12 protein-coding genes, 1 tRNA gene and 1 pseudogene are annotated in these 13,835 nt (G+C 70.0%); 6 read left to right on the top strand and 8 right to left on the bottom strand.

The features are described from left to right. Window positions 1–58 precede the first annotated feature (58 nt). Window positions 59–880: pseudogene (locus G7Z13_RS19055) on the top strand (DUF317 domain-containing protein). Window positions 881–1,110: 230 nt separating this feature from the next. Here the strand turns inward: G7Z13_RS19055 and G7Z13_RS19060 are convergent. The 6 genes from G7Z13_RS19060 to G7Z13_RS19085 form a co-directional block, all read right to left on the bottom strand. After that, window positions 1,111–1,506: a hypothetical protein gene (locus G7Z13_RS19060; protein ID WP_127432669.1), complete on the bottom strand. Its 396-nt coding sequence runs from the start codon at window positions 1,504–1,506 to the stop codon at window positions 1,111–1,113. Window positions 1,507–1,599: 93 nt separating this feature from the next. Beyond that, complete coding sequence (locus G7Z13_RS19065) at window positions 1,600–3,336, bottom strand: relaxase/mobilization nuclease domain-containing protein (RefSeq protein WP_166000903.1); 1,737 nt, start codon at window positions 3,334–3,336, stop codon at window positions 1,600–1,602. Further along, window positions 3,333–3,824 carry a plasmid mobilization relaxosome protein MobC gene (gene mobC, locus G7Z13_RS19070; RefSeq protein ID WP_127432667.1) on the bottom strand — a complete coding sequence of 164 codons (492 nt, stop codon included), beginning with the start codon at window positions 3,822–3,824 and terminating at the stop codon, window positions 3,333–3,335. The genes G7Z13_RS19065 and mobC overlap by 4 nt, the downstream gene beginning before the upstream one ends. A 183-nt stretch (window positions 3,825–4,007) precedes the next feature. Continuing rightward, window positions 4,008–5,345: a hypothetical protein gene (locus G7Z13_RS19075; RefSeq protein WP_206313104.1), complete on the bottom strand. Its 1,338-nt coding sequence runs from the start codon at window positions 5,343–5,345 to the stop codon at window positions 4,008–4,010. 184 nt (window positions 5,346–5,529) lie between these two features. Continuing rightward, complete coding sequence (locus G7Z13_RS19080; protein WP_166005100.1) at window positions 5,530–6,231, bottom strand: ATP-binding protein; 702 nt, start codon at window positions 6,229–6,231, stop codon at window positions 5,530–5,532. Further along, entirely contained in the window at window positions 6,228–7,160 is a 933-nt protein-coding gene (locus G7Z13_RS19085; RefSeq protein ID WP_166000905.1) for a hypothetical protein, read from the bottom strand. Before G7Z13_RS19085 ends, G7Z13_RS19080 begins: the two co-directional genes overlap by 4 nt. Window positions 7,161–7,669: 509 nt before the next feature. On the opposite strand from G7Z13_RS19085, the gene G7Z13_RS19090 reads away from it, so the two are divergent. From G7Z13_RS19090 to G7Z13_RS19105, 4 genes are all read left to right on the top strand, one after another. Beyond that, window positions 7,670–7,927, top strand: coding sequence for a helix-turn-helix transcriptional regulator (locus tag G7Z13_RS19090; protein ID WP_166000908.1), 258 nt, complete (start codon window positions 7,670–7,672; stop codon window positions 7,925–7,927). Window positions 7,928–7,972: 45 nt separating this feature from the next. Further along, a complete protein-coding gene (locus tag G7Z13_RS33725; protein ID WP_166000910.1) occupies window positions 7,973–8,353 on the top strand; it encodes a helix-turn-helix domain-containing protein in 381 nt (126 codons plus the stop codon). 51 nt (window positions 8,354–8,404) lie between these two features. Next, window positions 8,405–9,934, top strand: a complete 1,530-nt coding sequence (locus G7Z13_RS19100) for a LacI family DNA-binding transcriptional regulator (protein ID WP_166000912.1) — start codon at window positions 8,405–8,407, stop codon at window positions 9,932–9,934. 157 nt (window positions 9,935–10,091) lie between these two features. Then, window positions 10,092–10,934: a PE-PGRS family protein gene (locus G7Z13_RS19105; protein WP_166000914.1), complete on the top strand. Its 843-nt coding sequence runs from the start codon at window positions 10,092–10,094 to the stop codon at window positions 10,932–10,934. Here the strand turns inward: G7Z13_RS19105 and G7Z13_RS19110 are convergent. Next, window positions 10,864–12,537 (bottom strand): PE-PGRS family protein, encoded by a 1,674-nt coding sequence (locus tag G7Z13_RS19110; protein WP_240926268.1) that lies wholly within the window; start codon window positions 12,535–12,537, stop codon window positions 10,864–10,866. The genes G7Z13_RS19105 and G7Z13_RS19110 overlap by 71 nt on opposite strands. A 170-nt stretch (window positions 12,538–12,707) precedes the next feature. Here G7Z13_RS19110 and G7Z13_RS19115 point away from each other — a divergent pair, with 170 nt between their 5' ends. Next, complete coding sequence (locus G7Z13_RS19115) at window positions 12,708–13,577, top strand: hypothetical protein (protein ID WP_166000916.1); 870 nt, start codon at window positions 12,708–12,710, stop codon at window positions 13,575–13,577. A 170-nt stretch (window positions 13,578–13,747) separates the two neighbouring features. Here the strand turns inward: G7Z13_RS19115 and G7Z13_RS19120 are convergent. Then, window positions 13,748–13,821: transfer RNA gene (locus tag G7Z13_RS19120), tRNA-Pro, on the bottom strand. Between the last annotated feature and the right edge of the window lie 14 nt (window positions 13,822–13,835).

Consider the following 13,835-nt stretch of genomic DNA (forward strand, 5'->3'; position numbering starts at 1 on the left):
CACCCCCATCCAGCTTTACGCACCGCTGGCGGCATCCAGCCCTCCAGCCCCCAACCCCTTGGAGACGCACCTGCATCCCGACGTACCGATCGATCCACCCGCTCCGGCCTGCGTCCCGTCCACGTACTGGGTCGGACCTCGGCACCTGGCCGGTGACGACGGCCGCCTCTACGACGCCGTCGCTGACACACTCGCCGGCCTGGGGTGGACGAGCCTGACGATTGTCCGCGGGCGCCAGGAGCCGGATGAGGCGCCAGAAGACCGTCCGGTCCTGCGCAACACCGTCCTGCACATCAGCCGCGACTCCCTGCGGTGGGCGCAGTGGGTTCTGCCGGACGAGCCGTTCCACCTGGGGAACCTGCCGATCGCCTGGCAAGTGTCCGCCCGTACGGACCTGCGCAGCCCGCTCGCCCAGTGGTCGGCCTACTTCACCCCCGACGTCCCAGGAGAGATCCTCGCCGGCTTCCTTACCGCGCTCGACGCCCGCGATGAGCCCGCCCTGCCGTGCGGTGGCCCCGAGCTGGTCCTCGACGCGGTAACGGCACACGGGTGGCTGCGCGACGTCGACCAGCCCGGCACAGGCGCGGTGGATCCGACGTTCGCCTCCCACATCCACCTGGGTGAGGTGCCGTCCCTCATCTAGGATGGCGACCCGCTCGCGCTGGTGGCCGAGGCTGGCGAGGCGGCCCTGGCGGGGTGGCAGGCGTGGGCCGAGCCGGTGTTCGGCGCGGGTTACCTGTGGGCCGCGTCGTTCAGCGCCAGCGTGCCGCACGACCTCGTCGCCGCGTTCGCCGGCTCCCTCAGTTCCAGCGCCCCGGTGCTGCGCCGGGTGTTGCCGGAGAGCACACGCGAGCGACTCCTGCGCGCTCCAGCCAGCTGAGGGACCGTCCAACGCATGGAAGCCGGGCCTCCCCGAGGGGGAGGCCCGGCTTCGTGCTGCTGTGTCTCGGCCGGCGTCTGCGTGGCGTCACGGTCCGCGGTTACAGGGAGCGGTCCGTGCTTCATTCGCGACGGCGCGTTGTACCGGCTACCGCCTGAACGCCCATGGCTCTGTGTCAGAGGCTGGCTTCGTCCTGGGAGCGGGACACACCGCCACGCTGGTCATCCCGGTTAGAAGGTGTACGGGGCGAAGGGACGGACTGGTTCGACGATGAGGCCGAGGAGGTGATCAAGCTCGGCTCGCTCGTCCTCGTTCATGAGCTCGACGGCGTTGCCGAGCTTCTTCTCGGCGAGCCGCTCCATGAATGGGGCCAGGAACTGCTCCAGGGCATCCGGAGCTTCGTCTACTGTGCGCCGGTACTGCCGGTATCGCTTGAACTGCTCCTGTATCTCTTCGAACTCGACGCGGGTGGCGCTGAGGGCGAGGGCCCGTTCCTCCTTGCTGAACGGGCGCCCGTCGAGGTGGTTCCACGTGTTGGTTTCACGCTTGTGCTTGATGTCCGCGTCGCAGAGCAGGACGACGATCTCGGGCCGGGCTTGGGTTTTGGGCGTACGGGTGCTCCTCACAGGAGTGGGGTGGGTGGAGGCATCAATGATCCGGAGAATCGGCGGTTTGCCCAACCGCCGATCGTCGGCTATGTTCCGCTGGCTTTTCGCTGGTCAGCGCCGTCGGCTGGGGTCATTCAGGCCGCCCTGCTTCGGCAGCGCGCGGGGTGCCGAGGCCCCTTGGCGCCGACTGCCTCGCGCGGGTGTGTCGTGGGGGCGCTCGGGTAGGGCGGGCAGGTGGGCGCTGCGCCGCAGGCGCCATACCAGGACGTCGCTGATGGAGGTGGCGTTGTCGAGCTCGCGCCGTCCGGCGGCTTCGGTCAGCAGGGCGGCCGGGTCATGGCCGGCTTTCCGGGCATCGTCGAGGGTGGCGGCCAGGGCGGGCCAGCCGGGTTCGGCCTGGACACGTGTGGCCAGTTCCGGCAGCACCTCGTGCAGGAGGTCGGCTTGCCGCTGCCGAGCACGCGGGGCCAGGCGTTGGCCTCGCTGGCGGAGGACGGCCATGGACTCGGCCGCGGCGGCTTGGTAGGCGGCGCGGAGGTGTTCGGCGGCCTTCTGGGCTGCGGCGGCCTGCTGGCCGTTGCGCTTCTTCGCGTGCCAGTTCGCCGTGGCGATGACGAGGAAGAAGGCCATGTCGATGAGCATGGCGGTGGTGGCGCCGTCTTCTCCTCGGCCCAGGGCGGGGCCGCTGTGGACGAGGTCGCGGGCGGCCTGGCGCAGGGCGCGGTCGTGCCCGCGTACGGCCTTCACGTGGGAGCGGCTGGCCCGCTCGAACACGAACGCCGCCTCGCGCAGCTCGGCGCGGGTATGGGCGGCGGAGGTCTTGGCCAGCGCGTCCAGCACCTCACCCGCGGCAGCGATCTGTGCCGCTGCCGCGCCGTCGTCACCGTGATCGATGACGAGGAGGGCCTGCCAGGTGGCTGCGGTGGCCCGGCGCCGCGCGAACGCGGGACCTGTCACGTCCGGCCGGACCGGCTGTTCCCGCCCGGAGCCGTCCGCCGAGGCCACAGCCTCCACGGGCAGGGCCCAGCGTTCGCGGATGCGGGGCAGGGACAGATCGGGTGCGAGCGTCGAGCCCGCGTAGAACACCGGCTCCTTCTCACCGTTGTGGTCGTCGGGCAGGGCTACCTTGTAGCCGAGCAGGTCACCTGAGGGCGCGACGCGCTTACGGATCAGCAGACCGGCGGCGGCCAGCCGGTTGAAGAACTCCTCCTCGCTGCCGGCGCCGGCGACAGCGCGCCGTACGGTCTCCCGCAGCTCCTCCCGTGCCGGACGCTGCCTGCCCGTGCGTTCGGCCTTGTGCCGCTCCGCGCTGGTGGCCCGCTTGGCGGCGGTGCCGTCCCCGGGCGCGACCTGGTGCAGGCCGAGTTCCTTTTCGATCAGTCGGCACTCGGCCTGGGCGCGTTTGCCGGAGCGGTGGTGGTCGGGGCGGCGGCCGTCTTCGCGGATGAGTGTGGCGATGATGTGGATGTGGTCGTCGGCGTGCCGGACGGCTGCCCAGCGGCAGCCGGCGCCGTCGCCAGGGTCGATGCCGGTGGCGGCGACCATGCGGCGGGCGATGTCGCCCCACTGCTCGTCGGACAGGATCGGGTCGTCGGGCGCGGCGCGCACCGAGCAGTGCCAGACGTGCTTGTCGGGACGCCGGTCCGCGTCGAGCAGGGACAGGGGCTGGTCGAGGAGGTGCTGGAGGTCCTTCTTCGTCGCCGAGGGGTCGCGGCCGGGGTCGGCGGCCATGCCGTCGAAGGAAGCGACCAGGTGTGGGTCGATGTGCTCCTCGTGGGTGCCCTTGCCGTACAGGTAGTGCAGGAGCCCGAGGGTGTTGCTGCCCTGCTGGTGGATCCGGGGGATCAAGCCGCCTGTTCCTCCTGCCCGTTGGCGACCCTGTCGGCTGCCCGTTGGACGGCCTGTGCGGCGCGTTGCAGGTCGGCGAGGGCGGCGGCGAAGTGCGGCGCGTCGGCATCAGAGTTGAGTGCCTTGGCGATCTGGTTGACGTTGCTGCCCGCCCAGCCGAGCTGACGGCGCACACCGAACAGGGCCGTCAGGATGTCCCGCTCGGTGGCGATGGCCGCTGCGGTGCGGGACTGGTCGCGGGCAGCGGCCAGGGCGGAGTGGGCGAGGAACCCGGCCACGCTCATGCCGACGTGATCGGCGCCGGACCGGATGACGGCGAGTTCCTGGTCGTTGAGGCGGACGCTGTGCGCGGGGCGCTGCTTCTTGTCACGCGGACGCGACTTCCCCTTCCTGGCCCTGCCCTTGCGGCTGGCCTTGCCTGGCTGCGGTCCGCCCTCGGTCGCACCCTTCCCGTCCGGTGCCCCCTGGTGCCGGACGGGACCCGCCACCCCCGGGGCGGGATCGGGTTCGGGCGCTCCCCCCGCGGGGGAGTGTCCGGACCTCCAACTTGCTCCGCCTGGGGCAGGGGTGATCAGCAGAGAGCGCTTGTGAGGCACGGGGTCTTCGTGGTGCGGGGCGTGCATGGGGCCCTTCGGGTCGGGGTCTGGTCGGAAGTGCTGGTGCTGCGGGGATCAGCGGAGCGGATCGCCGGTTGCTGCCTTGAGCTGAGCCTTGAACTCGCGGACGACTCGTCCGACGCCGTCGCTGGAGACGGTGTAGCCGGCGGCACGCAGGGCGTCCTCAACCCGGTCGCGTCCGACGCTGCCGGTCTCCTCGTGGATGCGGCGAGCGTGCTTGAGGATGACCTCGTCGGAGGCACGGGCTTTGCCCGCGTCGCGCTTCTTCCGGGCAGCCGCCTTCCGCTCGCGCCTGCCCGACACGCTGCCCGGGCTGTTGCCCGTCGGTGCCGGGCTGTCTTCGGCTTCTGCCCGTGCGGGCAGCCCGGGCACCTGGCGGGCAGGCTGCGGGCGGGCAGCCGTAGGCACCTCGTCGTCACTCGGGTCTGATGGGTGAGGACGGGCAGCGTCCTCTGCCCGCGGCAGTGCTTCCAGGCGGTCGGAGCGCGGGTGGCTACACCCGGGCTCTCGGGTGGAGGACGAGGCCGGAATCTGCCAGCGTTGCGGCAGTGTGATGGCCGCGAGGTCAAGGGCCTGCTTGCGGGTGGCGAGCTTGCGCAGCAGCAGCTCGTCCTGGAGCGGGTCGCCGTCGACGTCGGCCCGCTCCAGCGCCTCGTGCAGGCGTTCCGTCAGGCGTCGTTGCCGCCGCTTGCCGCGCTGCTTGTCGGTCATCGACTCGGCGCGCAGGATCAGGGCGACGGCTTCGCTCAGCGCGCGCTGGCGGATGAGGAGGGCGGCATCGGCGTCCTGGTCGGCGATGCCGAGGCGAGCCAGGAGGCGTTCGCGTGCCTGGCGGACGAGGACGGCGGCCAGGCCGCGTGAGGTGGCGTCGGGGGCGCGGTGGCGCAGCTCGATGCCCATGGCCAGGTGCCACAGCATCGCGGCCATGACGGGGCCGACGAAGGCTCGCACGGTGCCACCGACCAGCCCGGACTCGGCGTAGGCGGGCAGAACCTGGACTGCGGTGATGAGCCAGGTGAGGGTGCCGGGCAGGCCGGGTGCCTGCTTCGGGCCGTTGAGGTTCTCCCGGGCCATTAGGGCGGTGGCGAACAGGGCCAGCTCGGCGGCTGCGAACATCGTGACGCGCTCGGCGGTGCCGACCATGTCGAGGTAGTCGGCGGCGAACCGCCAGCTGGTGTCCGCGCTGTATGCGGTGCAGCCGAGCGCGGCCACGGCCGCGACCGGCACTGCGACGGCTCCGTGCCGGCGCTTGGTGTGATGCGGTCGGCGGCGCTGCTGGCGGACAAGCCACCCGGCGAGCAGGCCAAGCAGCACGGGCGGGATGAGGAGCGCCACGGTCATCACCGGGGAGGTGGCCCAGTCAGGGAGGAGCGGCGTGCCGCTGATCCGCATGGCGAGGGGGACGGGACTGAGAGGAGGCAGGAGGGGGGCTCCAAGGCGTCGAGGAATGAGGGCGAAGGGTGAATCGACGGAACGCTGAGCAACCGCCTAGGCGAGTGGCTGGCGCGGGCAGGGCTGGTGCGAGCGCGGGTGATGCGGCGGGGCCGACCAGGAGGGCGGGCGCTGAGGCGGCCACTCAGGCGGCGGGCGCTGTGCGGCGTCGCCGGTCGGGGCCGTCGAGGATGACGCGCTCCGTCATCTCGGCGAGGCGCGAGGCGACGCGGTCACCGAGGGTGACGCGCAGCTGCTCCATCGGAAGGTTGGTGGTGATGAGTGTCGGGAGCATGTTCTCGTACCGGTGATTGATGAGCCGGTAGGTCAGCTCCTCGGTCCATTCGCTGGTCTTGGCCGCGCCGAGGTCGTCCAGGAACAGCAGCGGGCAGCGCGCCAGGGTGTGCAGCTCCCGTTCGGCGTCGTGGCCGGCGCGGGGGCGCAGGCGCGCATGGAAGTCGGCGATGGTGGTCGCTTCCCAGCGCAGACGGACCCCTCGGCCGAGCAGGGTGCGGATGGCGCCGTACGCCTGGTACGTCTTGCCCGTGCCCGTGGGGCCGGCGATCAGCAGCGATGGGCCTTCGGCGATGCCCGGCCCGCCGGGGCCGGGGCGTCCGGCGCGGGCGATCTCGTCGGCCCAGGCGGTGACCTTCGGGTGGTCGGCCATGGCTCGACGGTAGCGGGCGGGGATCCTGGCGTCGGCGAGTTCCAGCGCGGTGACGGGCTCGACGTGCCCTTCCTCGACGGCGGCGGTGGCGAGGTCGATGCCGCGACTGGCAAGGATGCCGTTGAGCCGGTCGGCGAGCGGGCCGACCCGGTGGGGCTCGCGGGTGAGGGTGGCGGTCAGAGGTCACCTCCGTAGGCGGCTTCGACATCGGCGGGGTTTGTCCACGCCCTGTGGACAACCGGCGCGGCGGAGGCCGCGTTCATGGCCTCGTGCACGAGGCTCGGCAGAGTGCTGGGATGCAGGCCCTTGGCACGGTGCCGTTCTAGGCCGGCCCGGATGTGGGCGGGGTCGATGCCCTCGCCGAGCAGCTTGCGCACTTCGCGAGCGAGATGGCCCAGGACGTCCTTGGGCGGACGGTGTGTGCAAGCGGCGGCGTACTCGGCGATGAGCTGGTTGGCCGAGACGGCGTGGGGTGCGGGGGCGCTCGCGCCCCCCGAAGGGGTATTTCCTAGATCCATGATCCTAGGTCCTAGATCCGGACCGTGAGGCGTCACCGCTCCCTCACTGAGCCCTCCCCGCTGTCTCAGGGAGGGCGCACAGAAATCGCCCTGACCTGCTGTTTCATCATCGGTGACCGGATTCACCGCAGGCTCGCGTATTCGCCCGGAGTCCTCACGGAGGGCTCCATGAGGCTGCGGTGCGGGCTCCGTGATGCCGGCCCCCGCAGCCGGCGCGCCAACGCCGGGCGCGGTGCGAGTCTGCATGTCGTGGTGCGGGCAGGCGGGAAGACGGCTCGCGCTGGGGCGGTTGATCTTCTGATGCTGCCGCCAGGTGACGATGTGCAGGTAGCGCTTGTCGCCCGGGCCCTTGTAGCGGCATATCAGCCCGGCGTCGGCGAGCTGGGCGAGGTCCTGCTCGACATCGCCAGGCGTGTGTTCCGGGCGCAGGACCCACAGCTGCCCGGCGATGATCGCGGCGTGGTCGCGGTGACGCCCCTGGTCGTCGGCCTGGGTGAGCAGGCCGAAGAAGGTGCGCTCGGCGGTCAGGGAGACGGCTGCCAGGGACTCGGAGACGAAGGCTTCCGGCTTGATGGTGCGGATTCGTGCCAAGAGGGGCGGTCCTCACTCGGTGACCGGTGGGCTGGGTGCCACGGTTCACCGTCGGTCGGGGGCGGAGACGGGCGTGAAGGGCGGGGGATGTCCGGCCGTTGACGCGAACGCGTTGATGGCCGCTCGCGCTTTCCGGGCGTCGTCAACATAGCCACACCCGCGGCGCGCAAGTCCAGCCCTATCCGGCGCAATCTCTCACGGCAGAAATGCCGCTGGAAATCGAGACGGAGAGGGCGGTGCGAAAACGGTAGGGCACGATCGCCGGTTGACCAAATAGTTGCCCCGCGTCCCGAGCCAGAAGGATCACATCGGCAAGCCGTTGACGTCCTGCGAGCGACGAAGCTACAACACAACACCCCACGTCAGAGAAGGTCTCTGGTGTCGGGTCCCGTTCGGGGATCCGGCCCTTCGTGGCACCCCGACCGCCTCGCTCACCGATTGAGCGCGGCGCAACATAGCCGACGATCGCCGGTTAACCAAACCGGTGAATGCACGCTACAACTGGAGCCATGGCAGCGCGATCTCTGGAAATAGGACCCGCAGGAATGCTGGCGGCTCGCACCATTGAAATCCTCCGCACCGAACGCGGCCTTGGGCAGCGTCAACTCGCAGCACGCTGTACCGCTTTGGGGCGCCCTATGTCCAACACGATGCTGTCCCGCATCGAACTCGCCAAGCGACGATGCGATATCGACGACCTCGTCGCCATCGCCGCAGCCCTGCAGGTATCACCCCTCGCCCTCCTCCAGGGCCCGGACGCCACATGAGCCGCCGACGCATCACTCCCGCCCTCGCGACCAGGAGCCGCCCCCTTGCACCGATCCACGCCCGCGCCCGTCCCCCACAGGCCGTCCGACGCCCCTCCGCCCCGCCTCTACCGCCCCGAGGAGATCGCCGACACCCTCGGCTGCTCGGCCTGGTGGGTCAAGGACCGCGCGCGACGGCGAGTGATACCGCACACCCGGGTTGGCCGCGCCTACCGCTTCACCGCCGAGCATCTCGCCGAGATCATCCGCCTCTACGAGGAGCGGCCGGCACAGCCTGCGCACACAGCCGCGCGGGCGGCCGAGCCGCTCTCCGAGCCCGGTACGCAGACCGGCTCCGCGCAACGTCGCCGCCCTGTCGTTGCGCCGGCGACTCGCCTGCGGGCCCGCCCGCCGCGTCGACAGCAGCAGTACAGCACTGTCGCGTAACCCGATCGAATCTGCCGTAGCCGAGGACAACCAAGAGGGGAACAGCGGGACTTGGGTTTCGCGGAGAAGCGCGGAAACTACTGGCGCGGCCGGTACAAGGTCGCGCCCGGCAAGCACAACACGGTCGTCGACGAGAACGGCAAGGCGATCAGGTTCGCCACCAAGGGCGAGGCCCAACGGGCAGCGGCCGAGGCCGAGAACAAGTACCGTCGCGGCGACTGGCGCGACCCGGCCCTCGGCCAGGAGACCTTCGGCGAGTACGCGAACCGCTGGTACGAGGCCCAGGACCTGGCGGCCTCGACCATGCAGAACTACAAGCGCCACATCGAGGAGCACCTGCTCCCCGAGTTCGAGGACAAGGCGCTCGCGGGCATCCTGCGCACGGACGTCGACCTGTGGGAGAAGAAGGAGAAGGCCCTCTACGCGGCCTCCAGCGTCAAGACCTGGCGCTCGACGCTCCACCTGATCCTCGAGGACGCGATTGACGAGGGCCTGATCACGTCCAACCCGGCCGCTCGCCGGCGCGGACGGGGTAAGCGCGCCGGCCGTTCCCGAGACCGTGGCCCGGAGAAGGTGGTCACCGACGCGCTCGGCATCCTGTTGACCGCCGAGCGTGCCGCCCTGCTCTCCGGCCGCGACGACGAGTTCGTCGCCGTGGTCCTCAAAGGGTACACCGGCATGCGCTGGGGCGAGATCGTCGGCCTGGAGACCGCGTTCGTCCGCCCTGGAGCCGTCCGGGTCGAGTGGCAGCTGTACGAGCTCGACACGGGGGAGCTGGTGCGCTGCCCGCCGAAGGACGACAGCTACCGCACCATCGACTCGATGGACTGGCTGTCCGCGCTGGTCGCCAACCACATCGCCCGCACGAAGCCCAAGCCGTGCCCCTGCCACGGCAAGACCTACGTCTTCCGAGGACAGGGCGCGGCCCGCACAGGGGGCCACCAGGGCGCGAAGCTCGTCGACGTCGCCCGTCGTGCCGGCGTCTCGACGGGCACGGCGTCCAACGTCCTCAACCATCCCGAACGCGTCACCGAGGCCACGCGAGAGAAGGTCGCGCAGGCCATCGCGGACCTCCGGTTCGTGCGGGGCGGCGTCGTACCGGAGCATGCCGCCCACTGGCGCAGGAACGGTTTCGCCACCTGGCTGTTCACGCCGGCGGTCTCCGGCTGGTACCCGAAGAAGGCACCACAGGAGCCCCGGCCGGTGCCCCTGCTCGGCGAGCCTTGGCCCGGCGTCCCGGCCCGGGGGCGGGGTGCCAGCGAACGAGCCGACGCCTGCTGGCTCCCGATAGCAAAGGGACTCACGCCCCACGGCCTTCGCCACACCCACCGGACGATCATGGAGGACCTGGGAACCGAGAAGGTGCTCATGGACGAACGCATGGGCCACATCGACGGCTCTGTCTCGGCACGCTACGCCCACGTCACCCCGGGCATGCGCAAGCGCCTCATGCTGGGGCTGACCGAGCAGTGGGAGGCAGCACTCGACGCACGTTTGACCATGAGCGCCACGTCACCAGTGCGGGTACTGAGTGATCTCCTGCGGGCACGCGAGGTGTCACGTGTGCCCGCCAAGTCGTAGTAGGCAAAGTGCTGTGCCCTCCGGCGACCACTGCTGGAGGGCACAGCCATGTCCACGATGCCTCCGCGAGGCCGCGTCAACTCGGCGTGGTCGCCATACCCCAGCAGTTGCGACGATTGCCCAGTAACGGGGCCAACGGACCTGGCTCAATAGGGACATGGAGATTGGCGAGCACTGGGCATACCGCGCGAGGCCGAAGGAGCTGGGTGGCCCTGTCAGGCAGGTGGAGATCGTTCGGGTGGGTGGCCGTGGGAGGTCTGACTGGATCCACGTCCGGTTCCTGGAAGGCGATGACGCCGGACTGCAGGAATGGGTCAGTCCCGGCTGCCTGGTAGCGCCATGGCCAGACGTCGACGCGTTCCGCGCGGATGACGAGGCAGAGCTCAGACTGACCGAGGCGTCACGCCACGTACGCGGCAGCACGGATTTCGAGGCCGCGCGCCTGATCCTCGGGTTCGTCCGGCCGAAGAACAGGCTGCGCCTCCGCCGAGGGGTGGCAGACGCGGGAGTTCTGGAACTGAGCCGACTCGACGAGACAGCGCCGCTCATCGGCATGGACGCCACCGCGCTCTGCAGTGACCCGATGGTGCACGAGAACCGTGCCGGCATGTGCCTGGCCGGCTGGCCGGTCACCGAACGCGTCGCCCGTCAGGTAGCGGGCCGCCTCGCCGACGAGATCCTCCCGGAGGTGGACCGCAAGCAGCAGGACATCGAGCAGGAGCGCGCACAGCCCTCCTGGTACTCGTACCGTCGTCGGGACGACCGCAAGTTGGATGCGGAGGCGGCCGTCCTGCGGACCGTCCGGGCGTGGTGCGGCGAGGACAAGGCTGAGCGCTACGACGAGCTGGTCGCACTGCGCGAAGAGGTCATCCGGCTCGGCCAGCTGGTGGAGAAGGCGGTCAAGGCCCTACGTGACCGTGGGCACGGCGTCATCGCCTCCACCATTGAGCGCGACCTTGGCGTCCATATCGCCAGCCTTGATCCTGACGTGCGTCGATAGAGCCGCGCCACGGCTCCGGGGTCGGCTTCGGCGGCTCGGGCCGTGCCGCAGGCTGTTCCCTCTCCGGCCGGTGCGGGTGCCAGCCGCCGAGAAAGGGCCGTAGCTGATCTCCCGTCGGCTCCGCGTGGAAGTCGAGAACGGCCAGGCCCCTGCCGCTCATGGTGGGGTCCAGCCGGTCGGCCTCCGCCTTCCCCCAAGCCGACCACTGTCGCAGCCTCTCGGCTTCGACGGCGTCGTCCGATGTGGCGGCGGCTTCGTCCAGAGCGACGCAGAACACCCGGATCTCCCCAGCCACCTTCCACTGCTCCAGGGCTGTGCCGAAGTGCTCCGCTCGTAGGGCGTGAACCGCCTTGATCGAGGCGGCACTGACGGCGGACTCCCACTCCCGCCTCTCGCGCTCCTCCCGCTCCGCCTCCAGACGCCGACGCTCCGCCTCCTGCCGCTCCCGCTCCTCTCGCAGGCGTCGCTGCTCCGCCTCCCGTTCCAGCCGAGCCCGCTCCTGCTCCTCCGCGCGCGCCTTCAGCGCCCGGAACACCGAACCGACCTGCTCCTCCAACGGCTTCTTGGCGGTGTCGGCCCATTCCTTCTTCCAGCCGTAGCTGTGGCCGTAGCCGTAGCCCGAGTGCTGGCTGATCAGCAGTTCCAGCTCGCCGGATGGCTCGAACCTGTGCGCCGGCGTCACCCGCTGCCAGTCGTACGTACGTCGGCCCGGCTGCTTGGGCACGTACCGGACCTGCTTCTGCCGTTCGCGGAAGCCGACCTCGTACGTCCTGCCGTGAACGGTGAGCAGGGGCCTGGGCTGCTTGCGCTTCTTGGACACCGTGATCTCGCCGTGGCGGGCGAGTGCCTGCTCGGCGAGGAGCCGGAGAAGCGAGAGGACTCGCGGCAGGACCTCCTCCGAGATCTCGAAGGCGCTGTGGTCCGCAGCGACAGCGGCGATCACGTCCTCGACATCGCTGATCACCCGGCTGCGCGCCAGCCGGATCCGGTTCCACTCGGTGTCGTCCTCACCCGACACCCTGAGTAGACCGAGGAAGAAGTCCCCTTTCGCCCGGCCGCTGTACTTCAGGTGGTACCCCTCGGGCGCACACTGCCGGGCTGCGTCGAAGGCCCTGCGGTAGCGGGCTCGCTCCTGGTCGCTGGGGTTCGGGATCCGGAGGAACCGCCCAGCCTGCTGTACTTCCGCGATCAAGGCGGCTCCGATTTCCGCCGGCGACGCCTGTGGGGACTTGGCGGCGCGCTGTGGCGCCGGCTTCGTCGTGGACGGAGCTGTGTCTTGCTTCTGCGGAGGAGGGGCAGGCCGTGTCCGTTGCTCGGAACCCGCCGACCGCTGTTTGCGCGGCGTCGGTTCCGGCCGGTCCGGGTGATGGCCGTGTTCCAGGTAGAAGCGCCCCGCGTCAGTGATCTCCGCCTGCCACTTCCCATCCTGCTTGGGCATGGTGATCAGACGCCGCTCTTTGAGCGCGCGGGCGGTGAGGGCGAACTCTGGGCTGTCCGACGTGACGGGGTCGGCTCCGTCCCCGATGCGGGTGAGGAGCGCGAGCTGCCGGTCGTTTAACGGAGACCATCGGTGCATGGCGATCGTCGTACCGTCTGTGCTCACCTCACCACAACCCGTATGAGAAGAGTTCATTCCCGGTGTGTGACGAGCTGACGCTGACCAGCCTGGCAGATGTGACGCGCACGGAATGGCATTTCATGATTTTACGTGCGCACAGTCTGGAAACGGGCGAAAACTGGGTGCTCCAAGCCGAGTAGAGGAAAGGAGCAACCATGCAAAACCGAGCGCTGGGGCTCGTGCCCGAGCAAAGTCGTCACCAGGACTCGGCGCCCGGAAGGATGCGCGCACACGACGCCTGGGCGCTGGAGCTGTCCGTTCTGATGGACACGATGAACGCACGGGCCGTCGCGATCGACCTGGGGCAGCAAGGCATGCAGGCTGCACTGACCGTCGTCTCGGGGCGGCTCTGCGTGCTGTTGCGGGCCGGCCTGAGCGAGCAGGAGACGGCGGTCGCTATCAGGTCGCTGCTCGGCCGTTACATTCACCGGCCTGCCTCCCTCCTGACTCTTTGGCCGGAGACAGGTGGGCAAGGCGTGGTGGTGAAGGAACCAGATGACGCCTCGGACTGGGGGCGGGGGAACCCGCCAGAGGTGCCAGCTGACGTTCTGCCTCTGTACGAGGCCGGAAACTGGGCACCGAAGGACGGATGGCGGAGTGACGACGAGGTGTGGGAGAACCTGAAGCAGTTCACCGCCGACCACCTCAAGGGCGTCGTGGAGTACATTCCCGAGGACATGTATCCACTGCCCGATGGGCTGGGCGCAGTCGTCGCCGCCGGGTACGACAGTGAGGGGATGGCTCATCCGCTGGTGTTCCTCCGCGGCGATCTGCCCGCGGGTCTGCGCGTCGACCTCCTCGGCTTCTCCATCGCGCTGGCCGTCGGTGCCGATCGCGGCGGTCGGGAACCCGATGAGAACGGCATCTTCTACGTCGGTACGGACGTGGGGCCGGTTGGCGGCCCTGGGGCCGCACTTCTCGGAGCTCTGATGGTCCAGCGCTTGGGGCGTCGTCCGGGCGACTGCGACTTCAGGCTTCTCGATCCACCGGAGGAAGTCGGCCGGGGGCAGGAGTCGGCCGCTTGAACCTGAGTCGACTGCGCTCGGAGGTGTCGGGCCTCTGAGGAGCGTCACTAGCGCTCCCTTGGGAGCCGGATTCCGGGGTTGGCTCCCAAACGGCTCCCAAAAGATGCCCAGAAACCACTCAGGGGCCTGACCCGCACTGCGGATCAGGCCCCTGACCTGGTACTACGGCGTCGGGGTGGCGGGATTTGAACCCACGACCTCTTCGTCCCGAACGAAGCGCGCTGCCAAGCTGCGCTACACCCCGATGTCGCTGCTTGT

Source organism: Streptomyces sp. JB150 (assembly GCF_011193355.1).
Classification (GTDB): Bacteria; Actinomycetota; Actinomycetes; order Streptomycetales; family Streptomycetaceae; genus Streptomyces.